At 73.5% G+C, this 25,429-nt stretch carries 20 protein-coding genes; 11 read left to right on the top strand and 9 right to left on the bottom strand.

The window, feature by feature from the left end:
- Positions 1–30: 30 nt before the first annotated feature.
- Positions 31–771 carry a helix-turn-helix domain-containing protein gene (locus ACFVHB_RS06980; RefSeq protein ID WP_380316310.1) on the bottom strand — a complete coding sequence of 247 codons (741 nt, stop codon included), beginning with the start codon at positions 769–771 and terminating at the stop codon, positions 31–33.
- A gap of 239 nt (positions 772–1,010) precedes the next feature.
- Between ACFVHB_RS06980 and ACFVHB_RS06975 the strand changes: the two genes are divergently transcribed.
- The 4 genes from ACFVHB_RS06975 (at position 1,011) to ACFVHB_RS06960 (ending at position 6,543) form a co-directional block, all read left to right on the top strand.
- Positions 1,011–3,734, top strand: coding sequence for a GNAT family N-acetyltransferase (locus tag ACFVHB_RS06975; RefSeq protein ID WP_380316307.1), 2,724 nt, complete (start codon positions 1,011–1,013; stop codon positions 3,732–3,734).
- 5 nt (positions 3,735–3,739) lie between these two features.
- Positions 3,740–4,438, top strand: coding sequence for a CBS domain-containing protein (locus ACFVHB_RS06970; RefSeq protein ID WP_380316304.1), 699 nt, complete (start codon positions 3,740–3,742; stop codon positions 4,436–4,438).
- Between the two features lie 323 nt (positions 4,439–4,761).
- Positions 4,762–5,583, top strand: a complete 822-nt coding sequence (locus ACFVHB_RS06965; protein ID WP_380316301.1) for a universal stress protein — start codon at positions 4,762–4,764, stop codon at positions 5,581–5,583.
- 285 nt (positions 5,584–5,868) lie between these two features.
- A complete protein-coding gene (locus ACFVHB_RS06960) occupies positions 5,869–6,543 on the top strand; it encodes a pyridoxamine 5'-phosphate oxidase family protein (protein ID WP_380316298.1) in 675 nt (224 codons plus the stop codon).
- Positions 6,544–6,723: 180 nt separating this feature from the next.
- Here ACFVHB_RS06960 and ACFVHB_RS06955 read toward each other — a convergent pair whose 3' ends face one another.
- On the bottom strand, positions 6,724–7,182 hold the full coding sequence (locus ACFVHB_RS06955) for a nuclear transport factor 2 family protein (RefSeq protein ID WP_380316295.1): 459 nt from the start codon (positions 7,180–7,182) through the stop codon (positions 6,724–6,726).
- Positions 7,183–7,341: 159 nt separating this feature from the next.
- On the opposite strand from ACFVHB_RS06955, the gene ACFVHB_RS06950 reads away from it, so the two are divergent.
- Positions 7,342–7,908: a PadR family transcriptional regulator gene (locus ACFVHB_RS06950; protein ID WP_380316292.1), complete on the top strand. Its 567-nt coding sequence runs from the start codon at positions 7,342–7,344 to the stop codon at positions 7,906–7,908.
- 343 nt (positions 7,909–8,251) lie between these two features.
- Positions 8,252–8,374 carry a hypothetical protein gene (locus ACFVHB_RS06945; RefSeq protein WP_380316289.1) on the top strand — a complete coding sequence of 41 codons (123 nt, stop codon included), beginning with the start codon at positions 8,252–8,254 and terminating at the stop codon, positions 8,372–8,374.
- A 64-nt stretch (positions 8,375–8,438) separates the two neighbouring features.
- Here the strand turns inward: ACFVHB_RS06945 and ACFVHB_RS06940 are convergent, their stop codons facing one another.
- From ACFVHB_RS06940 to chvE, 7 genes are all read right to left on the bottom strand, one after another.
- A complete protein-coding gene (locus tag ACFVHB_RS06940; RefSeq protein ID WP_380316286.1) occupies positions 8,439–9,221 on the bottom strand; it encodes a hypothetical protein in 783 nt (260 codons plus the stop codon).
- A complete protein-coding gene (locus ACFVHB_RS06935) occupies positions 9,218–9,748 on the bottom strand; it encodes a SigE family RNA polymerase sigma factor (protein WP_380316283.1) in 531 nt (176 codons plus the stop codon). Before ACFVHB_RS06935 ends, ACFVHB_RS06940 begins: the two co-directional genes overlap by 4 nt.
- A 128-nt stretch (positions 9,749–9,876) precedes the next feature.
- Positions 9,877–10,902 (bottom strand): expansin EXLX1 family cellulose-binding protein, encoded by a 1,026-nt coding sequence (locus ACFVHB_RS06930; protein WP_380316280.1) that lies wholly within the window; start codon positions 10,900–10,902, stop codon positions 9,877–9,879.
- 145 nt (positions 10,903–11,047) lie between these two features.
- A complete protein-coding gene (locus tag ACFVHB_RS06925; RefSeq protein ID WP_380316277.1) occupies positions 11,048–13,696 on the bottom strand; it encodes an RICIN domain-containing protein in 2,649 nt (882 codons plus the stop codon).
- A 263-nt stretch (positions 13,697–13,959) separates the two neighbouring features.
- On the bottom strand, positions 13,960–15,195 hold the full coding sequence (gene mmsB / locus ACFVHB_RS06920) for a multiple monosaccharide ABC transporter permease (RefSeq protein ID WP_380316274.1): 1,236 nt from the start codon (positions 15,193–15,195) through the stop codon (positions 13,960–13,962).
- A 3-nt stretch (positions 15,196–15,198) separates the two neighbouring features.
- Positions 15,199–16,746, bottom strand: coding sequence for a multiple monosaccharide ABC transporter ATP-binding protein (mmsA, locus tag ACFVHB_RS06915; RefSeq protein ID WP_380316271.1), 1,548 nt, complete (start codon positions 16,744–16,746; stop codon positions 15,199–15,201).
- A 99-nt stretch (positions 16,747–16,845) separates the two neighbouring features.
- Positions 16,846–17,940: a multiple monosaccharide ABC transporter substrate-binding protein gene (gene chvE, locus ACFVHB_RS06910; RefSeq protein ID WP_380316268.1), complete on the bottom strand. Its 1,095-nt coding sequence runs from the start codon at positions 17,938–17,940 to the stop codon at positions 16,846–16,848.
- Positions 17,941–19,043: 1,103 nt separating this feature from the next.
- Here chvE and ACFVHB_RS06905 point away from each other — a divergent pair.
- The 5 genes from ACFVHB_RS06905 to ACFVHB_RS06885 all read left to right on the top strand — a co-directional run bounded on the left by ACFVHB_RS06905 (position 19,044) and on the right by ACFVHB_RS06885 (position 25,421).
- On the top strand, positions 19,044–20,036 hold the full coding sequence (locus tag ACFVHB_RS06905) for a LacI family DNA-binding transcriptional regulator (RefSeq protein WP_380316266.1): 993 nt from the start codon (positions 19,044–19,046) through the stop codon (positions 20,034–20,036).
- A gap of 317 nt (positions 20,037–20,353) precedes the next feature.
- Positions 20,354–22,051 carry a ribulokinase gene (locus tag ACFVHB_RS06900; protein WP_380316263.1) on the top strand — a complete coding sequence of 566 codons (1,698 nt, stop codon included), beginning with the start codon at positions 20,354–20,356 and terminating at the stop codon, positions 22,049–22,051.
- Positions 22,048–22,731, top strand: coding sequence for an L-ribulose-5-phosphate 4-epimerase (locus tag ACFVHB_RS06895; RefSeq protein ID WP_380316261.1), 684 nt, complete (start codon positions 22,048–22,050; stop codon positions 22,729–22,731). The genes ACFVHB_RS06900 and ACFVHB_RS06895 overlap by 4 nt, the downstream gene beginning before the upstream one ends.
- 11 nt (positions 22,732–22,742) lie before the next feature.
- A complete protein-coding gene (gene araA / locus ACFVHB_RS06890; RefSeq protein WP_380316259.1) occupies positions 22,743–24,251 on the top strand; it encodes an L-arabinose isomerase in 1,509 nt (502 codons plus the stop codon).
- Between the two features lie 81 nt (positions 24,252–24,332).
- Entirely contained in the window at positions 24,333–25,421 is a 1,089-nt protein-coding gene (locus ACFVHB_RS06885; RefSeq protein ID WP_380316256.1) for an aldose epimerase family protein, read from the top strand.
- Positions 25,422–25,429: the final 8 nt, after the last annotated feature.

Raw genomic sequence — 25,429 nt, 5'->3', positions numbered from 1 at the left:
GCTCACCCGGCGGCGTCCCCGCCGGGCCACTCACCATCCGGTACCCGGCGGCGCCCCGTCCGGACCGTCCTCGGTGCGGATGGCCCGGCCGGTGACGGCGGTCGGGTGCAGGCGGATCCAGACGTCGCGCCGTCCGCCGGCCCACGGGTCGGGGCCCGCACGCCGGCTGAGCCGGTCGATCGCCTCCGGCTCGTCGAACGCGGCGGCCCGGCCGGTGACCAGCACGCTCCAGCCGGTCCGGAACGCCTCGTCGATCCGGTCGACCTCGAAGGCGATCCGGGTTCCGGGGGTGGCCGCGAGGGCGCTGCGGGCCGCCGTGCGGAAGAGCACGGTCCCGTCGAGCGCCCGGTAGTTGACCGGGAGGACCACCGGGCCGAGCGCGGTGGTCAGCGCCACCCGCCCGACACCACCGGCCGCCAGCCTGCGCCAGCACTCGGGGACCGTCAGCTCCACCAGCACCGGGTGGGCCGCTGCGGCGTACCCGCCGGGCGGGAGGTCGACCTCGCCGCCGAGGAGCTCGGAGACGGTGGTGCCGAGCGCATCGGCCAGCCTGATGAGCGGTCCGGCGTCGGCGGTGGTCGGTGAGGACTCCAGGTACTCGAGGAAGCCCTCCGCCATCCCGGCCCGGGCGGCCACCTCCGCCCGGCCGAGCCCGAGTTCCCGGCGGCGCCGTGCGATGCGGCGGCCGAGGTCCCCGGGGCGGCCCCGGCCGACCGCTTCCTCCGCGCGGGCCGGCCGCGGTGCGGGCGGCTCGCCGCCTTCGAATCGCATGAACACGGGGTGCTCCCTCCGGATCCCCGGGCCCCGCACGGGCCCGGACCCGATGCCGCCGGACGGTCGGCTCCATTCCCAGGATCGGTCGGCGGTGCCTTCGCCGGCAGGGCCCTCCGGGCCACCCCGCACCGCCGCCAGGGGTCGTCCGGCGGTGCCGCACAGGGGCCGGTCGGCCCCTACCCGGGGTGGGCTCCGGCGGGCAGGCTGGAGGGAACCGGGGCACCAGGAGGGCCGCCATGTCCATCGCCCGTCTTGGCCGGGGCACTGCCGAGGCACTGCTCGCGGACGGCACCACCGTCACGATCCGCCCGGTCGGCCCGCAGGACCGCGAGGCCGTCCTGGGCCTGCACGCGGACCGGATGTCGGAGGAGAGCCGGCGGCTGCGCTTCTTCGGCGTGAGCCGCGACGCGCCGCTGCGGGCCGCCGACCGGCTCTGCGGGGAACCGGGCGACGGACTGCTCTGCCTGGGTGCCTGGGTGGGCGACGAGCTGATCGGCGAGGCCGACTGCGAGATCCCCGACGACCGTCCGGAGACCGCCGAACTTGCGTTGGCCGTCGCCGACCGGTGGCACCGCAGGGGCGCCGCGACGCTCCTGCTGGAACACCTGGTGCACGCCGCGCGCGCCCGCGGCGTCCGGGTCTTCGAGGCCGACACCCTGGCCGGCAACCGCGGTGTCCACAAGGTCTTCGCCGACCTCGGGCTGCCCGTCCACCGGCGGCTGGACCGCGGCGAGATCCGGGTCCGGGTGCCGCTCGACGAATCGGACGAACGCTACCGCGCGGCGGTGGACGAACGCGGCCGCCGTGCCGACGTCGCCAGCCTCAGGGCCCTGCTGCGGCCGGGCTCGGTCGCGGTGGTCGGAGCCTCCCGTCGGGAGGGGTCGGTGGGGCGCACCGTGCTCGCGAGGATCCGGGGAGGAGGGTTCACCGGGCCGGTCTGGGCGGTCAATCCGCAGGCCGCCGAGATCGACGGCGAGCCCGCGTACCCGTCGGTGGCCGCCCTGCCCGCGGTGCCGGACCTCGCGGTGCTGGCGGTGCCGGCGCCGGCGGTGGCGGACGCGGCCGAGGAGTGCGGCCGGGTCGGCGTCCGCGCCCTGGTGGTCCTCGCCTCCGGCCTCGGGGCTGACGAGGCGGGACGGTTGACGCACGCCTGCCGACGGCACAGCATGCGCCTGGTCGGACCGAACAGCCTCGGCACCGCGCAGACCGACCCGGCCGTCCGCCTGGACGCCGAGTTCGGCGGGGCGTTCCCGCTGCCCGGGACGGCCGGGGTGGCGGTGCAGAGCGGCGGCGTCGGGATCGCCCTGCTGAAGCGGCTGGCCTGGCTGGGCGTCGGGGTGTCGAGTTTCGTGTCGCTCGGCGACAAGTACGACGTCAGCGGCAACGACCTGCTCCAGTGGTGGGAGAGCGACGGCCGCACCGACCTCGCCCTGCTGCACCTGGAGTCGTTCGGTAGCCCGCGTGCGTTCGCGCGCACCGCCCGCCGGGTCTCCCGGAAGCTTCCGGTGCTCACGGTGGACGCCGGGCGCTCACCCGCCGGACGCCGGGGTGCGGCCTCGCACACGGCGGCGGCGGCCACCCCCACGGTGATCCGCGAGGCGCTGTTCCGCCAGGCCGGGATCACCGCGACCCGCGGCATCGGCGAACTCGTCGACGCCGCTGCGCTGTTGCACGCCCAGCCGCTTCCGGCCCCGCGCGGGGCGGTCGCGGTGGTGTCCAACGCCGGCGGAATCGGCATCCTGGCCGCCGACGCCTGCGCCGACGCCGGGCTCCTGCTGCCCGAACTCGCCGACGACCTCCGGCGGTTGCTGCCCGGAGGAGCTTCCGTCCGGAACCCCGTGGACACCACGGCCGCCGTCAGCCCCACCGAACTGGCGCGTTGCCTCGAAGCGTTGGAGCGCAGCCCGTCGATCGACGCGCTGCTGGTCTGCCTGGTGCCGACGGCGCTCGCCACCGACCCCGCTCACGACCCCGTCCGCGCGCTGCTGGAGGGTCCGGGCCGGCGCCGCGTCCCGATCGTGGCCGTCCTGCCCGACCAGGAAGTCCCCGTGCGCTACCTGAAGGGCGCCGACGGCCACCCGCTGCCGGTGTACGCGGACACCGTCCCCGCCGCCCGGGCCCTCGCCCACGCCCGCGACCGAGCCCGGTGGCTGGCCGAGCCGGCCGGCGAGGACGCCGACGCCCCCGGCTGTGACGTCAGGACCGCCCGCAGCCTGGTGAGCGGCTTCCTCGCGACCACCCCCGAGGGCGGCTGGCTCGATCCGGTGAGCACCGCCGACCTTCTCGAAAGCCACGGCCTCCCGCTGACCACCTCGGTCTGGGCGCGGGACGAGCACTCCGCCGTCGTGGCCGCCGGAGCTCTGCGCCGCCTCGGGTACGAGGGCAAGGTCGTGGTCAAGGCGTACTGGCCCGGCCAGGTCCACAAGAGCGCGGCGGGGGCGGTCCGGGTCGGCCTCCGGACGGACGCCGAAGTCCGAGGCGCCTACCGGGAGTTCGCCGAGTCCTTCGGCACCCGGCTGGCGGGCGCGGTGGTGCAGCCGATGGCCGCACCCGGCATCGAACTGCTGGCGGGCGTCGTCCAGGACCGCGTGTTCGGCCCGCTCGTCGTGCTCGGCATGGGCGGCACCGCCACCGACGTGCTCGACGACCGGGCGGCGCGACTCGCCCCGCTCACCGAACGGGACCTCACCGGCATGGTGACCGAACTCCGCGGCGCACCCCTCCTGTTGGGCCACGACGGAGCTCCCCCGGTCGACCTCGCCGCCGTGCGGTCCGTCCTCGCCCGGCTCTCCCGGCTCGCCACCGACCTGCCCGAACTCGTCGAGGTCGACCTCAACCCGGTCATCGCCGGCCCGACCGGAGCCGTCTGCGTCGACGCCCGGGTCCGTCTCGAACCCCGGCCTTCGTTCGACCCCTACCTGCGACGGCTGCGCCGACCGGCCGTTGCCGAGGAGGCGTGAGAGCCGTGAGTCACAGCGTTCTCGACGGAGCGTCGTCCGACGCCTTCCCCGGCGGCGGGGTGCCCTCCCCGTCGACCCGGACCCGGGTCGGTGCGTGCATGAGCCGGCCCGGCGTCGCCGTCACCCCCCGGACCGACTTCGCCACCGTGGTCGCCGCCCTCACCGCCTCCCGGCGCGGCGTCCTGCCCGTGGTGGCGGTCGACGGCACGGTCGACGGCGTCATCTCCGCGTCCGACCTGCTCGCCGCGTACGCCGGCGAGCGGGTGGCCGTACGCGGGCGTGGGGAGCTGCTCGCCCGTGATCTCATGACCTCCCCGGCGATCACCGTCACGGACGGGACCGGCGTCGCCGACGCGCTCGCCCTGCTGACCCGGCACTCCCTGCACCACCTGCCCGTGGTGGACGGCGACGGCCGGCTGGTGGGCCTGCTCTCCCCGCACGACCTGCTCGACGCCCTGCGCCGCGACGACGAGGCGATCCGCACGGAGGCGCTCACGCTCGCCCTCACCCCCGGCACGGGCGTGGTCCCGAGCTCGCTGCACGTCCGCTGCGAACGCGGCCGGGTCATCATCGCCGGACGCACCCGTACCCGCAGCGACGCCGCCGCGCTCTGCCTGCAGATCGCCCGCATCGACGGGCTCACCGGGCTCACCGACCGCCTCACCTGGGACATCGACGACACCGCGCCGCCGAACGGTGCCTGACGCCCGGCGCGTCAACGGCCCCGGCCCGGGCGGCGGGAGAATCCCGTCCCCTCACCCGCACCGCCGTCGTTCCCGGCCGGCCGGGCACCGGAGAGCCCATGGCGGCCCCGGCGCGGAGCCGGCCGGCTCCGAGGGACGCCGGCCTGGCGGGGGCGGGAGGGACCGGTTGTGATGGGAGAGGCGAACCGACACCCCGGCCTCCCCCGACGCCCGGAGCCCGGAGCCGACGCGCCGCCCCGGCCGCGAAGGAGGAGACCGTGAACACCGTCCCGCCGAGGGATCAAGCCGACGAGTCCGGCCGGGACCGTCCTCGGGACGACGCGATGACCGCGCCCGTGTGCGCCGCGGTCGACGGTTCGGGGGAGAGCCTCGCCGCCGCCCGTTGGGCGGCCGACGAGGCCGCCCGGTCCGGCGCGCCGCTGTGCCTGGTGCACGCCTGGCCGTGGCCGCAGCACACGGCCCCGGGACTGCCCGGGGTGAGCGAGGTGCGGGGCAGGGCCGTCACCCTGCTGGCCGACGCCGCCGCCGGACTGCGTGCGAGCCATCCGGACCTGGACATCCGGACGGTCCTCGTGGACCGGCGTGCGCCGCGCGGGATCACGGCCGGCGCCGAGGGGGCCGCACTGCTGGTGGTCGGGTCGGCCGGGCCGCACGGTCCGGCGGGTCTGCCGCTGGGCTCGGTGGGCCTGTCCGTGGCGCGTCACGCGTCGTGCCCGGTCGTCCTGGTGCGCGCCGGCGCGACCGGGGCCCGGACGCCGGGGGAGGTGGTGGTGGGTGTCGACGCGGACGACCTGGCCGAGCCGGTGCTCGACTTCGCGCTGGGTGCGGCGCGGACCAGGCACGCGCCGCTCCGCGTCGTCCACGCGTGGACACCGCCGGGGCGGTGGTGGGAACTGCCCGACGTGGAGCGGGCGGAGTTCGCGGTCCGTGAGCTGCGGGGGCTGGACCGGGCACTTCGCAGCCGGCGGACGGACGTGAAGATGATCAAGGACATCCGGCGCTCCGACGCCGCGGAGGCGCTGCTGGAGACGGCCCGGTCCGCCGACCTGCTCGTCGTCGGGCGGACCGGCCGGGCGCTCGGGCCGGTCGCCCACGCGGTGATCCACCGTGCGCCGTGCCCGGTCGCGGTCGTTCCGCACGGCTGAACCGGTGGTGGGGGAGGGTGGCGCAAACAGTCGGCGGTGGAACCGAACGGCCCAACCCAGGCCCCCGGTTCCGGCCGTACGGGGCCGCCACCGGGGTTCGGCGCCGCCCGGGCGGCCCGTGGCGAAGGTCGCCGTTCCGGCGGAATCTGGAACGGAACCGGAACCGGCGCCACCGGTCGGTTCCGCCACCCACGGGTCCGAGGGGAGTGACCCGGCGCGGAGCACGTGAGGTCGCGCCCGCCCGGACGTGACCCGCGGACACCGCCGAGCCGAGGAGCCACCGCCATGACCGACCGTCCCGACCTCGACGCGGACCCGCCGGCCGACCCCGCCGACCTCGCCCGCCGGGTCGACGAACGCCGCGACCAACTGGGTCTGAGCGAACAGATGCTGGCCCACGAGGCGGCCATGGCACCGGCCTACCTGCGGCACCTGCTGGCAGCCGGCCCGGACTTCGACCCGCCGGGTTTCGTCCGGATCGCGGCGGCGCTCCGGATGACCTGGCCGGAGCTGCTGCAGGGCCGTGCCGACGCCCCGCCGGGGCAGGCGGCACCCGGCCCGCGTCCCCTGCTGGCCCACCTCAGCGCACCCGAGTGCTGGGAACTGATCGGTACGCACGGCATCGGCCGGATCGCCCTGCCCGTCGAGCCGGGGCCGGCCGTCTATCCGGTCAACTACGCCGTGGACGGGGGATCGATCGTCTACCGGACGGCTCCGGGGGGCGCCGCGGCTCCCGCGGACGGCTCTCCGGTCTCCTTCCAGGTCGACCACATCGACGAGCACCTCAGCCGGGGCTGGAGCGTCCTCATCGTCGGCGAGGCCCGCCACGTCGACGACCCCGACGAGGAGCGGCGGCTGTCGGCGCTGCCCGGCGCCACCCCGTGGGCCGGTGGCTCCCGCCCGCTCTGGGTGCGGGTCGGCGTGGAGAAGATCACCGGCCGCCGGATCGGTACCGGATGACGCCCTGGCAAGCCGTTGCCGCCGCGGACAGCTGCTGCAGGGCGGCCTCGGGCTCGAAGCGCCCGCGGCGGAAGGTGGTGACGCGGCCGCCGGCAGGTCGGGCCGCTCGACGGGCGGGGTGCGCGCGCCGGGGCGCGGCGGGGGTGGTGGCGGCGGTCGGTCCGGCGTTGCCGTCGTCGGTCACGACGGCGTCGAAGTCGCTCCCCGGCCCGCCGCCTCAGCCGCCTCAGCCGCCTCGGCCGTCTCGGCCGCTGCCGCTGCTTCGGCGGCGATGCGGTCGAACTGGGCGCCCATCGCCTCGGCCAGTGCCTGGGCCGCCGACAGGGGCCGCACCATGACGGTCAGGTCGTCGATCCTCCCGTCCTCGTCGAAGTGCAGGAAGTCGCAGCCCTGGATCTGCCGGCCGCTCACGGTCGCGGTGAAGAGGAAGGCGTGGTCACGTCCGTCGGGGTTCGCGATCTCGCGCACGTAGGTGAAGTCCTCCAAGACGCGCAGCACGCCGCGCAGGATCGCCGCGGTGATCGCTTTGCCCGGGTAGGGCTTGAAGGCGACGGGGCTGGTGAACACGACGTCCTCGGCGAGCAGAGCGGCGATGGCCTGCTCGTCGCGGTCCTCGACGGCCTGGCGGAAGGGATGCATCGGCTCACTCCATAGTCATATAGTTGAATAGGCGTGTCGGCGAGTATGAAGCGATGGCGGCGGGATGTCCAGAGCCCGCGTACGGCGGTTCGGATCGGCGGCGGGCGAACGGTGACTAGTCGCGTTGTTGACTAGACAAGGGGGTGCTACGTTGACCGCATGGCCCTGCGGAACGCACTGATGGCGGCCCTCCTGGAGGGCGAGGCGTCCGGGTACGACCTCGCCAAGGGCTTCGACGCGTCCGTGGCCAACTTCTGGATGGCCACCCCCCAGCAGCTCTACCGTGAGCTGGAGCGCATGGAGGCCGACGGTCTGATCGCCGCCCGGGTCATCCACCAGGAGAAGCGCCCCAACAAGCGCCTGTTCTCCCTCACCGAGGCCGGCCGCGCCGCCGTCCGCGCCTACACCGAGGAACTCCCGAGCAAGCCCAGCACCATCCGCGACGAGCTCCTGGTCAAGGTCCAGAGCGTCGACGCCGGCGACGCCGCGGCCGTCCGTGCCGCCATCGCCGAGCGCATGGAGTGGGCCGCCGCCAAGCTCGCCCGCTACGAACGCCTCCAGGCGAAACTGCTCGACGGCCGCACCGAGGAAGAACACCTCGCCCAGGCCGAACGAATCGGCCCCTACCTCACCCTCCTGCGCGGCATGGCCTTCGAGCGGGAGAACCTCAGCTGGGGAGAGACCGCTCTCCGCGTCCTGGACCAGCGCTCGGTCCTCCAGGACTGAAGGCGCGCCGGCCGCGGCACACGGGCCGGCCGGCGGACCCGGAGTCCGTCGGGGTCGCCGTCGTCGAGTGCGACGGACCGCCGGCCGAACGCGCGGTCGCACTGCTCGGCCGGCTCACCCGTGAGGCCGACGGCGCCCGGTACCTCCTGCCGACCGACGGCTGGGCGGGACGGCGCTACGAGGACGGCTGGCTGACGGTGGACCTCTGCGCCCACCCGGAGTCGTTCCGGTCCGACGCGGTCGACCCGGACGCCTTCGAGCAGCTCGCCGACACCGAGCCGCGGGCGGTCCGGCTTTTCTCCGGGTCCGTACCGAAGCCGCCCCCGAAACCGTCGCCCGGGCCGTGCGCCCCACCGCCGTGATCACCTCGGCCGCCGGTACCCCGGCCGACACGGCCGTCGAGGAACTGATCGCCGGTACGGCCGAGCCGCTGATCTTCGGCCCGCCTCAGCGGGGCGGCGCCTGAGCTCGGCCGCCGCCCCCCTGAGGCGGTCCGCGCCCTGCCGCGCCTCACCCCGCCCCGCCGCGCCTCACCGTGCCGGGCCGAACCCGCCCCAGACCGAAGCGGAACCGCCCGCCGACCGGGCGTCGACCCGGTAGCCGTCGTTCGCGGTGTTGCGCACGCCGGTGGCGTGGTTGAACTGGGCGGCGAACTCGTGCTGTCCGACCGGCACCGTGCGGCCCGGCTTGAGGACCCAGCGGTACACCAGCGCGCCGCCGGACTCCTGGACGGTGACGGTGAAGTCGTCGTTCGGCAGGGTCAGCCAGTTGCCGGGGTCCCGCACGTCGCCGGTCTGCGCGATGCGCAGCTCGACGGTGAGCGAGGTGAGCGGCTGGACGGTCCTGAGGACGAGGTCGTGCTGGCCCCAGTAGGGGTTGCTGTGCTGGTCGACCGATCCCTCCGACCACAGGGGCCCGTTCTGGGGCCGGCTGCTCGCCGACGGGGTCGGGCGCGGACCGGCCGGGCTGGTGGCGGACGGCGCCGGGACGGCGGCGGCCGGGGGAGCCGAGGGTGTCGGGGTGGGAGGGGGAGGGGGAGTGGCCGTGGTGGAGGGGGCCGCGGGAGCGGTGGTGACGGTGTCCGACGGGGAAGTCCGGGCGATGCCGGCGACGGCGAGACCGCCGGTCGCCAGGATGCCGGCGGTGGCGATGCCGGCGAGGGCGGCCTTGGGCCACGACCTCGCGAACGCCGAGGTGCGGTGGCGGACGGGAGGGCCGGCCGCGCCGCGCTGGACGCGTGCCAGGATCCGTGCGCGGTCGGGCTGGTGGGCCTCGGCCGCCTCGCGCAGCCGCCGGGTGATGTGATCGTTCACCGGTTCCTCCTTCCTGTCGTCAGTTCGCCGACCGCTCGTGCGCCGAGCGCGCGTTCCAGCTCGGCCATCCCCTTCGAGGTCTGGCTCTTCACCGTACCGACCGATATGCCGAGCGCCACGGCGGTGTCCTTCTCCGACAGGTCGAAGGCGTGGCGCAGCACCACGCACGCCCGCTTGCGGAACGGCAGCCGGGCGAGCGCCGTCCGGACGTCCAGCACGGCCGCCACGTCCGGCCCGTCCGTTCCCTCCGGGGAGCGGGACCAGAACAGCAGGATCCGGCGCCGCTCGCGGACCGCGCTGCGGATCCGGGCCCGGGCCATGTTGGCGACCACGCCGCGCGCGTAGGCGAGCGGGTGGTCGGCCGCGCGGAGCCGGTCCCAGCGTTGCCACAGGGCGATCAGGGCGTCTGCGGCGAGGTCGTCGGCCGCGTCCGTCTCGCCGGTCAGGAGGTGGGCGAGACGGGCGAGTTCGGCGTAGTGGCGTTCGAAGAATTCGTGGAACTCCGCGGACGCGTCATCGAGGAGCATTTCCCCCGGTCGCCCTCTCCCTGCAATGTGAGCGTTAACAACAGGTGTGAGCGTAGCAGTGCCCGTCTTCGGGGCGGAGCGGTGGTCGCTCCGGTGGGGTACCGCCGGCCGGCGGGTGAGCGGCGCGGTCAATGCCGGGCGAACTGGACTCGGGTCGGCTGGGCGACGTCCGGTTTCACGGCGATCCCGTCGACGGTCAGTTGCTCCCCGTAGAGGTCGGTGACCCTGATCGTTCCGCCGCACCCGCTGCCGTCGGGGGAGAGGAAGTAGTTGTAGTCGGTACGGGACAGCTGCCGCCAGCCACCGGCGGTCCGGACCTCCAGCGCCGCCACCGGGTTCCGGTGGCCGATCACCTGGATCCCGCACCACCACTGGCTGGATCCGGTCTTGTACCGGATCGACATCGTGTCGGGTGCCGTGCCGGGGCTCAGCAGCGTCCAGGTGACCGGCAGGCGGCCCACCGAGAGTTCGGCGAGCTTGCTGAAGGCCTCGTGGCTCAGGTCGAGCTGCCCGGGTGCGCAGGGCAAGGGGCACTCGTTGACGATCCGCACCGTGATGCTCGCCCCGTTGGCGGCACGGACGAGCACGGACGCCCCGCACGCCCGGGACGACTCGTAGTCGGTGTGGTTCATCGCCGCGATCATGAGGTCGCCGGACGGGCCGAACGAGCAGGCGCCGTTGCCGTCGGCGGCGTCGTAGGAGGTCGCGACGCCCTGGTAGCTCGCCCCGGGCTTGATCCGCCCGGCCAGGGACGCCGGGGCCGGTGCGGTACGGGCACTGCTGGCGGCGGCCGAGGGCGACGGGGCGGCCGTGGTGGCCGACGGCCGCGGCGTGGGGCTGGCCGACGGCGACGGGGTGCCGGTGGCCGAGGGCGCGGGCGGGGTACCGGTGACCGACGGTGGCGCCGCCGAGGGCGTGGGATCGGCCTGGGCGGTGGCGCCCGGCGGAGTGCCCGGCTCGGTGGCCCCGACGGAGCCGACCGCGACGGAGGCGGCGGCAGCCGGCTCCGCGGCGGTGGCGCCGCCCCCGCCGCCCGGCAGCAGCGCGAAGGCCAGGCACACCAGGACACCGACCGCCACCAGCGCCAACGGTATGCCCATGACCAGCCCGCGCCTGCGGTTCGACTGCGGGGCGGCGTGCTTCGTTGCCTTCATTCCCGTCCGTTCGGTAGATCGACTCGACGTTGCACTGCCCAGTGGTCGCCGGGCACCGGAAAGGTTGCCGCGCCGGCGCAGGTTTTTTCTGGCGGTCGGGCCGTGGGCGGGCGACGCGCCGCCGCCCGCCCACGGGCCGTGCCGGTCAGGACGGGTCGCCGTACACCACGCCGCGGCCGTAGCCGCCCAGGTACACCCGGCCGTAGACGTCGGGGTCGCCGGAGACGACGTTGATGACGCTCCCGCCGAACTGGTGCTGGTCGTCGTTGATCCGGACCCAGGTCGAGCCGCCGTCGGTGGAGCGGAACAGGCCGGTGACCCCCTTCACCCTTCCGCTGAGGTAGAGGGACTGGTAGCCGGAGCCGGGCGCCGCCTTGCCGAAGCCGACCGCGCTCGCCTGCTCCACGCCGTCGAGCCTGCGGAAGCTCGCCCCGCCGTCGGTGGAGTGCCGCAGCCCGTTGCCCCCGCCGGCGATCCACAGGTCACCGGCGACGCCCGGGACGGCCTTGAGCTGCCCGTCACCCACGCCGGTGGCCCGGGCGGTGAAGTGCCTCCCACCGTCGGTGGAGGCGTACAGGGTGCCGCCGCTGAGGGCGTAGAAGGTGTTCGCCGCCGAACGGTCGGCCACCACGGCCGCGTCCTTCGGCAGGCCGGAGACCGCCGCCCAGGAGGTGCCGCGGTCGGTCGAGAGGAACGGCGGCTGGCCCGCGGGGGTCCACACCACGGTGGCGCCGTCCGCCGAAACGGCGGCCGAACCGCCGCCCGCGTCGCCCACCGGAGCCGCCGCGAAGGGCGTCCAGCCGGCGCCGCCGTCCGTCGAGTAGGCACCGTGCTGCGCTCCGCCGAGGCCGACCCGCACCATGAACGCCGGCTTGCCCTGGGCGAAGTCGATGCCGGTGGTGTTGGTGAACAGCGGCCCGCTCAGCGCCTTGGCGGGGACCTTGGTCAGGTCGTCGTGCCGGAATCCGCTGACGTCGCCGAGCGCGCTGATCAGCGGGAGGCCGGGAGGCTTGACCAGGCCGAGCGTCGCGGTCTCCTCCAGGCCCCTGGCCGGAATGGTCCAGTGCGTCGGCCGGCCGCCGTCCGCCGCGGTCACGTCGTTGCTCCCCCACATGCCCGAGCCGGTGCCGTACAGCACGTGCCCGGAGTCGAAGGGGTCGATGGCCAGGGCGCCCATCCAGTGCCCGATGCCGGTACCCACGTACGGTGCCGCGGAGCCGTCCCGTTCCGAGCTCGCGCCGAGGGCCTTCCAGGTGGCGCCGCCGTCGGTCGAGCGGTACAGCTCGTCGGAGGGCCACCAGCGGTCCAGCGTGGTGACCATCACCGTGGCCGGGTGCTGCGGGTCCACCGCGAGCCCGGCGAAGCCGTAACCGCCGCTGGACGGCGATACGTTCTTCCAGGCCCCGGTCGAGGGCGTGTACTTCCACACCGATCCGGCCGTCACGCCGTTCGGTCCGGGGGCGTTGGTGTACGTCAGGTAGAACGAGCCGTCGCCGGACAGCACGCCGTGCTGCGGCAGCTGCCCCGTCGGCTGGCCGGGGACGGCCTGCCAGGTGGCGCCGCCGTCGGTGGAGCGGTACAGGGAGGTCGACCGGTCGGCCACCCCGACGTAGATCGTCCGGCTGCCGGACGGGCCGAACGTCACGAAGGACAGGCCGACGCCGCTGCTCGCACCGTCCTTGACGGGGAAGCCACCGACCTGGTTCCAGGTGACGCCGTAGTCGGTGCTGCGCCAGAGGCCGTTCTTGCGGGTGCCCAGGTAGAGCGTGCGGTGGTCGGACGGGTCGACCACCAGCCGCTCGCCCATGGACCGGCCGTCCTCGTTGCCGCCCAGCTTGAACGGCAGGTCGGTGCGCTGGAACGTCCGCCCCTGGTCGGTGGAGCGGAGGATCGCGCCGTTGCCCGCCCAGTCGTTGGTGTAGGTGCCGCTGGCGAGGTACAGCCGGTTCGGGTCGACCGGGTCGGTCGCCAGGCTCTCGATGCCCAGCAGGTTCCAGTCGCCGCCGCCGATCCAGTCGGTCAGCGAGGTCCACCGTCCGGCGGCCGCGTCCCAGCGGTACGCGCCGCCGATGTCCGTCCGGGCGTACAGCAGGTCCTTGCGGGCCGGGTTGAAGACCAGTCCGGTGACGAACCCGCCGCCGACGATCTGGGCGTTGTGCCAGGTGTACCCGCCCGTGCCGGACACCTTGACCAGCCGCCACTGCTGGTTGGTGCTGCCCCGGTCGGCGTACTGGATGAGGGGAACGCCCTCGTCCTTGCCGCCCCCCCACACGTCCAGCACCATGCCGCTGTTGCGGGAGACGAACTTCACCGCGCCGTCGCCGACGTCCTGCACCTTCCACTGCTGGGCGGCGGAGGCGTGGTCGGTCTGCTGCTCGATCGCGGCGGCGGACTGCGAGGAGTCACCGCGCACTCCGAGGACCTTGTGGCTGCCGCGGTTCTCCAGCTCGTAGTAGCCGTCCCCCGCGAGCCTCAGCCGCCACTGCTGGCCGGCGGCACCGGGCACCCGGTTCATCTGCCGGATCCAGGCGCCGTCGGCCGCGTCCGCACCGGGCACGTCCAGTGCCTTGTCGCTGCGGACGGACACCAGCGTGTAGTAGGCCTCGGGATCCACCGACGCGGCCTTCGAATCGGCCTGCACGAACAGCAGGTAGGGGCCGAGCACCCCGGGCACGCCCAGCGCCAGGGCGAGCGTGGTCCAGCGCCGGCGGTGGCGCCCGCGGGGCCGCCGCGCACCACCGGCCGCGCGGGCGCGCCGGCCGCGGCCGTCCGTGGTGGGATCCGTCTCGTTCATGGGGGGCTACTCCTTGCTCCGGCCCTGCCGCCGCGCACCCGCCCGGATCGGCGGTGCGCGGCGGCGGACGGCGGTGGGATCGGACGACCCCTGGCGCTTCCGCCCTCGGGGTCACCCGTCAGTTGCCGCCGTGGCCGGGGAGGTTGCCGCCTGCGGAGAAGATTTTCGGGACGGCTGTGAAGCGCCCGGAAACGGACGTCGCCCTCGGCCGTCCGATGGAGGACGGCCGAGGGCGAGGTGGGCAGCCGGGGGCGGTCCCGGCGTCAGGAACCGGCCCGGCGCTTGTTGTAGACGTCGAAGCCGACCGCCGCGAGCAGGACCAGGCCCTTGATCACCTGCTGGTAGTCGGTGCCGATGCCGACGAGTGACATGCCGTTGTTGAGCACGCCCAGCACCAGGCCGCCGATGATGGCGCCCAGGACGGTGCCCACGCCGCCGCTGGCCGAGGCGCCGCCGATGAACGCGGCGGCGATGGCCTCCAGCTCGAAGTTGATGCCGGCCTGGGGCGTGCCGGCGTTGAGCCGTGCCGCGAAGACGAGCCCGGCGAGCGCCGCCAGGACGCCCATGTTGGTGAAGGCGAGGAAGACGACCCGCTTGCTCTTCACCCCCGACAGCTTGGCAGCCGCCTCGTTGCCGCCGATGGCGTAGGTGTGCCGGCCGATGATCGAGTTGCGCATCAGGTAGCCGAAGCCGACCAGCAGCGCTCCGAGGATCAGCAGCACGATCGGGACGCCGTGGTAGCTGGCCAGCAGCAGGGTGAAGACCACCACGGCGGCGGTGATCACGGCCAGCTTGGCGAGGAACAGCCCGAGGGGGAGCGGCTCCAGCCCGTACGAGGCGGTCTGCCGCCGGCCGCGCACCTCCTGGAGGATCGCGACGGCCAGCACCGCGAGGCCCAGCAGCACGGTGAGGTTGTGGTAGTTGGTGTGCGGGCCGACCTCGGGGAGGAAGCCGCTGCTGATGCTCTGGAACCCCTTGGGGAACGGCGCGACCGACTGGCCCTGGAGCAGGATCTGGGTGCCGCCGCGGAACAGCAGCATGCCGGCCAGGGTGACGATGAACGACGGGATCCCCAGGTAGGCGATCCAGAAGCCCTGCCAGGCACCGGCGAGGGCGCCGACCACCAGCGCGGCCAGCACCGCCACGGGCCACGACACGTGGTGCTCGACCATCATCACCGCGGCGGCGGCCCCGACGAAGGCGGCCAGCGAGCCGACCGACAGGTCGATGTGCCCGGCGATGATGACGATCATCATCCCGATGGCGAGGATGAGGATGTAGCCGTTCTGCTGGATCAGGTTGGTGATGTTCAGCGGCTGGAGCAGGATGCCGTCCGTCCAGGCCTGGAACAGCAGCACGATCAGCGCGAGCGCGACCAGCATGCCGTACTGGCGCACGTTGCCGCGCAGCGCGCGGGCCAGCACGCCGCCGAGGGAGGGGCCGGGGCCGGACTGCGGCGCCTTCGGGGACGAATCGGGGATGATCTCGGTCTGGGCCATGCCTCACACCTGCTCGTTGCTGGATGCGGCGCTCATGGTCATGAGCCGCATGAGGGATTCCTGGGTGGCGTCGGCACGGGCCACCTCGCCGGTGATCCGGCCTTCGGCCATGGTGTAGATCCGGTCGCACAGGCCCAGGAGTTCGGGGAGTTCGGACGAGATGACGAGCACGGCCTTGCCCTGGGCGGCCAACTCGGCGATGACGGTGTAGATCTCCGCCTTCGCGCCGATGTCGATGCCGCGGGTGGGCTCGTCGAGGATCAGCACCTCCGGCTCGGCGAAGATCCACTTGCTGAGGACGACCTTCTGCTGGTTCCCGCCGCTGAGCGTGCCGGTCCGGGTGAACACCGTCGGGGCCTTGATGTTCATGGTGCGCCGGAAGGACTCGGCGACCCGGGCCTCCTCGTGCCGGTTGACCCGGCCGTACCGCGCGACCTTGCCGAGCGCGCTCAGCGAGATGTTCCGGCTGATGTCGTCGATGAGGTTGAGGCCGAGCTGTTTGCGGTCCTCGGTGACGTACGCGATGCCGTGCCCGATCGCCTCGGGCACCGTGCGGGTGCGGATCTCCCGGCCGTGCAGCCGTACCCGGCCGGCCGCCCACCGGCCGTACGAGCGGCCGAAGACGCTCATGGCCAGTTCGGTGCGGCCGGCGCCCATCAGGCCGGCGATGCCGACGATCTCGCCGCGCCGCACGTTCAGCGAGGCGCCGTCGACCACCATGCGCTGCTGGTCGATGGGGTGCCGCACGCTCCAGTCCTCGACCTCGAAGGCGACCTCGCCGATGTCCGCGACGCGTTCGGGGTAGCGGTGCTCCAGGTCGCGGCCGACCATGCCCCGGATGATCCGCTCCTCGGAGATGCCCTCGGGGCCGATCGCGATGGTCTCGATGGTCCGCCCGTCCCGCAGGATGGTCACGGCGTCCGCGACCCGGGCGATCTCGTTGAGCTTGTGCGAGATGATGATGCAGGCGATGCCCTGCGCCTTGAGCTCCAGGATCAGGTCGAGCAGCTTGCGGCTGTCCTCGTCGTTCAGCGCGGCGGTCGGCTCGTCCAGGATGAGCAGCTTGACCTTCTTGGCGAGCGCCTTGGCGATCTCGACCAGCTGCTGCTTGCCCACGCCGAGGTCGGCGATCCGGGTGTGCGGGCTCTCGGCGAGGCCGACCTGGCGGAGCAGCTCGGCGGCGTGGGTGAGCGTCCGGCGCCAGCCGATGATGCCCCGGGTGGCGTGCTCGTTGCCGAGGAAGACGTTCTCGGCGATGGACAGGTACGGCACCAGCGCCAGTTCCTGGTGGATGATGACGATGCCGCGCTGCTCGCTGGCCCGGATGTCCCTGAAGCGGCAGGGCTCGCCCTCGAAGAGGATCTCGCCCTCGTAGCTGCCGTGCGGGTACACGCCGCTGAGCACCTTCATCAGGGTGGACTTGCCGGCGCCGTTCTCGCCGCAGACGGCGTGCACCTCACCGGGGGCGACGGTCAGGTTGACCTCGGCGAGCGCCTTGACACCGGGGAACGACTTGCTGATCGACCGCATTTCGAGAACGGGTCCAGCCATGGGTGTGCGTCCGTATCGTTCGGGGCGGTGCGGTGGGGGAGAGCCCCCGGACTCCGCACCGCCGGTTCGGCGCGGGGCCCGTCGAGCGGGCCCCGCGGGCTACTTGAGCTGGTCCGCGGTGTACTGGCCGCTGTCGACCAGGACCTTCTGGTAGTTGTCCTTGTCGACGCTGACCGGCTGGAGCAGCTGTGCCGGAACGGTCTTCACGCCGTTGTTGTACTGGCTGGTGTCGTTGACCTCGGGCTTTCCGCCGGTCAGCAGGGCGTCGCCCATCTGGACCGCCACCTTGGCCAGCTGGCGGGTGTCCTTGTAGACGGTCTGGGTCTGCTCGCCCGCGATGATCGACTTCACCGAGGCCAGCTCGGCGTCCTGCCCGGTGACGACGGGCAGCGACTTGCCGGTGCCGTAGCCGACGCCCTTGAGCGAGGAGAGGATGCCGATCGAGATCCCGTCGTACGGGGAGAGCACGGCGTCGACGTGGGCGGCGGTGTACGACTTGCTCAGCAGGTTGTCCATCCGGGACTGGGCGAGACCGCCGTCCCAGCGCAGCGTGGCGACCTGGTTGAAGTCGGTCTGACCGCTCTGCACGACGAGCTTCTTCTGGTCGATGTACGGCTTGAGGACGCTCATCGCGCCGTTGAAGAAGAAGGTGGCGTTGTTGTCGTCCGGCGAGCCGGCGAACAGCTCGATGTTGAACGGTCCCGCGCCGTCCTTGAGGCCGAGCTTGTCGGCGATGTAGCTGCCCTGGAGGACGCCCACCTTGTAGTTGTCGAAGGTCGCGTAGTAGTCGACGTTCGCCGTGCCGCGGATCAGCCGGTCGTAGGAGATCACCGGGATGTGGGCGTCGGCGGCCTTCTGCAGCACGTTGGTGAGGGAGGAGCCGTCGATGGCGGCGATCACCAGCAGCTTGGCGCCCTTGGTGATCATGTTCTCCACCTGGGAGACCTGGTTCTCCACCACGTTGTCGCCGTACTGCAGGTCGGTCTTGTAGCCCTTGGCCTGGAACTCCTTGACCATGTTGCTGCCGTCGTTGATCCAGCGTTCCGACGACTTGGTCGGCATCGCGATGCCGACCAGCCCGCCCTTGGCGTCCCCCTTGGCCGCGCCGTCGCCGACGCCGTTGGCACTCTGGCCGCAGGCCGTCAGCGAGAGCAGCAGGCCCGCGGCGACCAGACCCGCCGAAATCTTCCGCACAGTTCCTCCAGTGATGTTCCGCGACCGGGCGCAGGGCGCCCCTGCTGGGCGACTGGCGGCGGTCGGGCGGGGCCGGCCGGAGCGGTCCCTCGCGCTGTGGAACGTCGGGTGACAATGGCTCGGGCCTGGCGTGAAATGAAATGTTAACGCTCACAAGGGTGGCGTCAAGAGGCATCGGATCACCGTTGGATCGCGCTGCGCCGCGGCCCGGTCCGGGCTGGACCCGCTCCACCGGAGCGGGAGGTCCCCACCGGAGTTCGAAGGGTGAGGATTCGGCGAACCATTGGTGAGCGGCGGCTCCCCCGTGCGGGCTCGGGACCTCAAGGGCACCCGCCGGCGGTCGGTCGGTCGGCCCGTGACGGCCGGGCCCAGGACACCCCGGAGGTGGTGACCCGCTCCCGCGACGGCGGGGCCGACCGGCAGTGGCGGGTCAACGGCTTCGGCAGGGTCAACGGCTTCGGCAGAGTCGCCGGCTTCGGCAGGGGCAACGGCTTCGGCAGAGTCGCCGGCTTCGGCAGGGGCAACGGCTTCGGCAGAGTCACCGGTGTCCGGTCCGGCCGGTGCCCGGACGTCGCCGGGGCGGCGGTCGTGAACGGTGGGCCCGTCCGGTCCGGAGCTGCTGGGCGGGCGACAGCGGCGGACCCTCGGCCGACCCGGTGGGCCCGCCTTCGAACTCCCGCCCCCTTCTCCGGGCGGACGACGGGAGTGCGCGGACGAGTCCTGGCAGCGGGCCCGGGCTCCCAGGGCGGAGCCCGGGCCCGGCTCGCGTTCCGGGTGGCGCCCCGGGACGGCGCCCGACGGTGGCGGCTCCTGGCCCGGACGGCAGGATGTGTGACTCGACCGCGCACCGGGAAGGCGTCCAGGTGCCTGGATCACGCCCGCCTCGCCGCGCCCGATCGGGCCCCGGTGGCTGGGGCGAAGTCGTGAACGCCCACCCGCCGCGGCCACACGTGAGCGGCCCGCGCGGCTGGTAAGAAGAGAGCCGCCCGATGGACCGAGGGTGACGGATCGGGGTGGGCCCGGTCGCGTACTGTGGTCCGCAGTCGAGGAGGGGACTAGGCGTGGGAACCGAGAGTGCTGGGACGGAACAGCGACAGCCCGTGATGGCTGACGTGGCGAAGCTGGCGGGGGTGTCCCACCAGACGGTGTCCCGGGTGCTCAACGGTGCACCGCACGTGCGGCCCGACACCCGGGACCGGGTGCTGGCCGCCATCCGGGAGCTGGACTACCGGCCCAACTCCGCCGCCCGGGCCCTGGTCACCCGTCGGTCGCAGACGCTCGGCGTCGTCAGTTTCGACTCGACGCTCTACGGTCCGGCCTCGATGCTGGAGGGCATCGAGCGGGCCGCTCGCAGCGCCGGGTACTTCGTGAGCGTCACGAGTCTGCGTTCGCTGGACGGCCGCTCGGTCCAGGAGGCCGTCGACCGGCTGCGCGACCAGGGCGTGGAAGGCGTCGTGGTGATCGCGCCGCAGACCTCCGCCGTCAGCGCGGTGGCCCGGCTCTCCAGTTCGGTGCCGGTCGTCGCGGTCGGAACGGGCAACCAGACGCAGGTGCCCATGGTGTCGGTGGGCAACCGGGAGGGTGCCGGCGAGGCCACGGGGCACCTGCTCGACCTCGGCCACCGCACCGTGCACCACCTGGCGGGCCCGGCCAACTGGCTGGAGAGCCAGGACCGCGAGGAGGGCTGGCGCCTCACGCTGCGGGCGGCGGGGGCTCCCGTGCCGGAGGTGGAGCGCGGGGACTGGAGCGCCCGCTCGGGCTACCAGGCGGGGCTGCGGATCGCGCGACTCCGCGATGTCACGGCTGTCTTCTGCGCCAACGACCACATGGCCCTCGGACTGCTGCGCGCCCTGCACGAGGCCGGTCGGGCGGTGCCGGAGGAGATCAGCGTGGTCGGGTTCGACGACATTCCGGAGGCCGCCTACTTCATCCCGCCGCTGACCACCGTGCGGCAGGACTTCGGCGAACTCGGCAGACGGGCCCTGGAACTGCTCGTCGGGGAGTTGGAGGGCGGTGCCAAGCCCTTCCCGACCCACGAGCGGATCCCGCCGGAGCTGGTGCTGCGCCGCAGCGTCGGGCCGGCCGCCCGCTGGTGAAGCGCCGACGGTCCACGGTGCCCTGAGTCATCCGCTCACGGGGCGGCCCGCCCGGGAACCGGTCCCTTGACACACTGATTGTTAGCGCTAACAATTCTGTGAGCGCTAACAAGAGCGCTTCCCGAACTCCGCCGGTCAGGCGCTGACATCCCGCTTCTGAGCGCCCGGCCGGCGGCCCCTCGTTCCGCCCTTCATGAGGGAGAGGTAGCGGAACGGAGCCTGTCGCCGGTGTGCTCCCCCTGCCCTGGACATGGACCGCTCCGGCGACAGGCAACATCACGGCGTCAACGCCGTTCCCCCGTACGAAGGATGAGCACGTGACCATCAGTCCCGCCACCCCCGATCCGGACCGCTACGTCGTCGGCATCGACTTCGGCACCCTCTCCGGCCGCGCCGTGGTGGTCCGGGTGCGGGACGGCGAGGAGGTCGGAACCGCCGTCCACGACTACCCGCACGCCGTCATCGAGCGCGAACTGCCCGGCACCGGCGACCGGCTCCCGCCCGACTGGGCGCTGCAGCACCCCGGGGACTGGCGCGAGGTGCTGCGCACCGCCGTCCCGGCCGCGCTCGCCGCCGCCGGGATCGACCCGGCGCACGTCATCGGGATCGCCACCGACTTCACGGCCTGCACCGTCCTGCCGGCTCTCGCCGACGGCACCCCGCTCGCCGAGACGCCCGCGTGGGCGCCCCGCCCGCACGCCTGGCCCAAGCTCTGGAAGCACCACGCCGCCCAGGGCCAGGCGGACCGGATCAACGCCCTGGCCCACGCCCGGGGCGAGAAGTGGATCTCCCGCTACGGCGGCCGGATCTCCGCCGAGTGGCAGTACGCCAAGGCCCTCCAGGTCCTGGAGGAGGACCCGGCCGTCTACGCCGCGACCGCCCGGTGGATCGAGGCCGCGGACTGGATCGTCTGGCAGCTCACCGGCGCCGAGAGCCGCAACACGTGTACCGCCGGCTACAAGGGCATCCACCAGGACGGGAGTTACCCGAGCGAGGACTACCTCGCCGCGCTCCACCCGGACTTCGCCGACTTCGCGCGCACGCGCCTGGAGCACCCGCTCTCCCCGCTCGGCTCCCGGGTCGGCTCGCTCACCGCGCGGGCCGCCGAGTGGACCGGCCTGCCGGAGGGCATCGCGGTCGCCGCCGGGAACGTCGACGCCCACGTCGCCGCCCCGGCCGCCCGCGCCGTCGACAACGGCCGCCTCCTCGCCATCATGGGCACGTCCACCTGCCACGTCGTCAACGGCGCGACGCTCGCCGACGTCCCCGGCATCTGCGGCGTGGTCGAGGACGGCATCGTCACCGGCTCCTACGGCTACGAGGCCGGCCAGAGCGCCGTCGGCGACATCTTCGCCTGGTGGCTGCGCCAGGGCGTGCCCGCCGACTACCTGGCCGAGGCCGAGGCCAACGGTGAGGACCTGCACCGGCTCCTCACCCGCAAGGCCGCCGCCCAGCCCGTCGGCGCGCACGGCCTGGTGGCGCTCGACTGGATGAACGGCAACCGCTCCACCCTGGTCGACCACCACCTGTCCGGCGTGATCGTCGGACTCACCCTCGCCACCCGCCCCGAGGAGATCTACCGGGCCCTGCTGGAGGCCACCGCCTTCGGCACCAGGGTCATCGTCGAGGCCCTGGAACAGGGCGGGGTCCCCGTCACCGAGTTCATCGTCACCGGCGGCCTCAAGAAGAACGCCCTGTTGATGCAGATCTACGCCGACGTGCTGCGCCGGCCGGTCTCGGTGGCCGAGTCGGAGCAGGGCCCGGCGCTCGGCTCGGCGATCCACGCCGCGGTCGCCGCCGGGGCGTACCCGGACGTACGGACCGCGGCCGACGCCATGGGCCGGGTGCAGCGGGGCGCCTACCGGCCGGACGCGGCCGCCGCCGACGTGTACGACCGGCTCTTCGACGAGTACCGCGCCCTGCACGACCACTTCGGCCTCGGCGCCGACAAGCTCCTGCACCGCCTGCGCGACATCCGCAACGCCGCCCTCACCACCCCGAGCGAGGCCCTGTGAACGCGACCATCGACCTCATCCGCCGCCAGGTCAGCGACCTGCACCAGGAACTGGTCCGCTACAACCTGGTGGTCTGGACCGCCGGCAACGTATCGGCCCGCGTCCCCGGCGAGGACCTGCTGGTCATCAAGCCCAGCGGCGTCTCCTACGACGAGCTGACGCCGCAGAACATGATCGTCTGCGACCTGGACGGCAACGTGGTCGAGGGCGACCACGCGCCCTCCTCCGACACCGCCGCGCACGCCTACGTCTACCGCCACCTCCCCGAGGTCGGCGGGGTGGTCCACACCCACTCCACCTACGCCTGCGCCTGGGCGGCCCGCGGTGAGGCCGTCCCCTGCGTGCTCACCGCGATGGCCGACGAGTTCGGCGCCGAGATCCCGGTCGGCCCCTTCGCCCTGATCGGCGACGACTCGATCGGCCGGGGCATCGTGGACACCCTCAAGGGCCACCGCTCGCCCGCCGTCCTGATGCAGAACCACGGCGTCTTCACCATCGGCAAGGACGCCGAGGCGGCGGTCAAGGCCGCCGTGATGTGCGAGGACGTCGCCCGCACCGTCCACCTGTCCCGGCAGCTCGGCGAGCCGCTGCCGATCGCGCAGGCGGACATCGACAGCCTCAACTTCCGCTACCAGAACGTCTACGGCCAGCAGCACGACGGCCGGCCCCGCACCAGGTGAGGAGCCACCCCATGAAGAAGCCACTCGAGGGCCGCAAGGTCTGGTTCCTGACCGGCAGCCAGGGACTCTACGGCGAGGAGACGCTCCGCCAGGTCGCGGAGCAGTCCCGGCGGATCGCCGACACGCTGGACCGCGACCTCCTCCTGCCGGTCGAGATCGTCTGGAAGCCCGTCCTCACCGACGCCGCGGCGATACGCCGGGTCTGCCTGGAAGCCAATTCCGCGGACGACTGCATCGGCCTGATCGCCTGGATGCACACCTTCTCCCCGGCGAAGATGTGGATCGCCGGCCTGGACGCCCTGCAGAAGCCGCTGCTCCACCTGCACACCCAGGCCAATGTCGAACTGCCGTGGCAGACCATCGACATGGACTTCATGAACCTGAACCAGGCGGCGCACGGCGACCGCGAGTTCGGCTACATCCAGTCCCGCCTCGGGGTGCCGCGCAAGACCGTCGCCGGACACGTCACCGACCCGGCCGTCTCCGCCCGCATCGCCACCTGGTCCCGCGCCGCCGCCGGCCGCGCCGAACTCCGCGCCCTCAAGCTCGCCCGCTTCGGCGACAACATGCGCGACGTCGCCGTCACCGAGGGCGACAAGGTCGAGGCCCAGCTGCGCTTCGGCGTCTCCGTCAACACCTACGGCGTCAACGACCTCGTCGCCGCCGTGGACGCGACGGACGACGGCGACGTCACCGCGCTGGTCAAGGAGTACGAGGACGGCTACCGCCTCGCGCCCGAGCTGCGGGCCGGCGGGGAACGCCACGAGTCGCTGCGTTACGCCGCGCGGATCGAACTCGGGCTGCGCGGCTTCCTGGAACAGGGCGGCTTCGGCGCCTTCACCACCAACTTCGAGGACCTCGGCGGACTGCGCCAGCTGCCCGGCCTCGCCGTGCAGCGCCTGATGGCCGACGGCTACGGCTTCGGTGGAGAGGGCGACTGGAAGACCGCCACCCTGCTGCGCACCCTCAAGGTGGCCGCCACCGGACTCCCCGGCGGCACCTCGTTCATGGAGGACTACACCTACCACCTGGAGTTCGGCCGCGAGCTGATCCTCGGCGCCCACATGCTGGAGGTCTGCCCGAGCATCGCGGCGGGCACCCCCTCCTGCGAGATCCACCCGCTCGCCATCGGAGGCCGCGAGGACCCGGTCCGTCTGGTCTTCGACGCCGAGCCCGGCCCGGCGGTGGTGGTCGGCCTCGCCGACCTCGGCGACCGCTTCCGGCTGGTCGCCAACGAGGTCGACGTGGTCCCGCCGCCGGCGCCGCTGCCCCACCTGCCCGTCGCCCGCGCCGTCTGGAAGCCGCGTCCGGACCTGCACACCTCCACCGAGGCCTGGCTGACGGCCGGCGCGCCGCACCACACCGTGCTCTCCGGCGCGCTCGGCACCGAGGAGCTGGAGGACCTCGCCGAGATGCTCGGCGTGGAGCTGATGGTGATCGACGACGACACCAACATCCGCCGGTTCACCAAGGAACTGCGCTGGAACCAGGCCTACCACCGCCTGGCCCAGGGGTTCTGACCCCGGAGAGTCCCCACCGACGACGCCCGCCCGTGCGGCGGGCGTCGTCCTCGTCCCCACCACGTCGATCGGAGTACTCCCGTGTCCAGAGGCGCACTCGTCTCCCCCGGTGAGCTGACGGTGACCCAGGAGACCCCGACGGGCCTGCCGGACGGCCGGCGCATCACCCGCTGGACGTTCGGCTCCCGGACGCGGGTGATGGCGGAGGTCGTCAACCTGGGCGCCCGCCTCCAGGCGTTGTACGCGCCGGACCGGGCCGGGCGGCGGGTCAACGTCGTCCTGGCCGGCGACAGCGTCGAGGACCTGCTCGGGGAGGCCTCGTACTTCGGCGCGACGGTCGGCCGCTACGGCAATCGGATCGCCGGCGGCGTGCTGCCGCTCGACGGCACGACGCACCGGCTGGCCACCCAGCCGCCCGGTCACACCCTGCACGGCGGGCCGGACGGCTTCGCCACCCGCCTCTGGGACGGCGTGCCGGTCCGGGCGGACCGGCAGGTCGGCGTTCGGTTCCGCCTGCGCAGCCCCGACGGCGACCAGGGATTCCCGGGAACCCTCACCGCCGAGGTGACGTACCTGCTCGATCCCGACGGGGAGCTCTCGATCACCTACCGGGCGGCCACGGACGCGCCGACGGTCGTCAACCTCACCAACCACGCGTACTTCAACCTGGCGGGGGAGGGCTGCGGAACGGTCCTGGACCACCGGCTGCGGGTCGAGGCCGCCGGCTACCTCCCCGTCGACGGGGAGCTGATACCGTTCGGCCCGGTCGAGCCGGTCTCCGGCACGCCGTTCGACCTCCGGGAGACCGGGAGGATCGGGACCCGCCTCGCGGAGGACCACCCGCAGATCCGCCGGGCCGGCCGTGGTTTCGACCACAACTGGGTGCTGGACGGCACCGGGTTCAGGCGGGCCGCCGTGCTGAGCCACCCGGCCAGCGGCCGACGCCTCGAATGCCTGACGACCGAACCCGGGCTCCAGGTGTACACCGGGAACCACTTCGACGGCTCGCTGGCCGGGCGCTCCGGCCGCCGGTACGGCCAGTACGCCGGCATCGCGCTGGAGACCCAGCGCTTCCCGGACTCGCCGAACCGGCCCGACTATCCCTCCGCCCTCCTGCGCCCGGGGGAGCAGTACCGGTCGAGGACGGTGTACCGCTTCTCCACCGAGTAGCGGATGTC

This window comes from Kitasatospora sp. NPDC127111 (assembly GCF_042677465.1).
Lineage (GTDB): Bacteria > Actinomycetota > Actinomycetes > Streptomycetales > Streptomycetaceae > Kitasatospora.
This window is presented reverse-complemented; position numbering and strand designations above follow the sequence as displayed.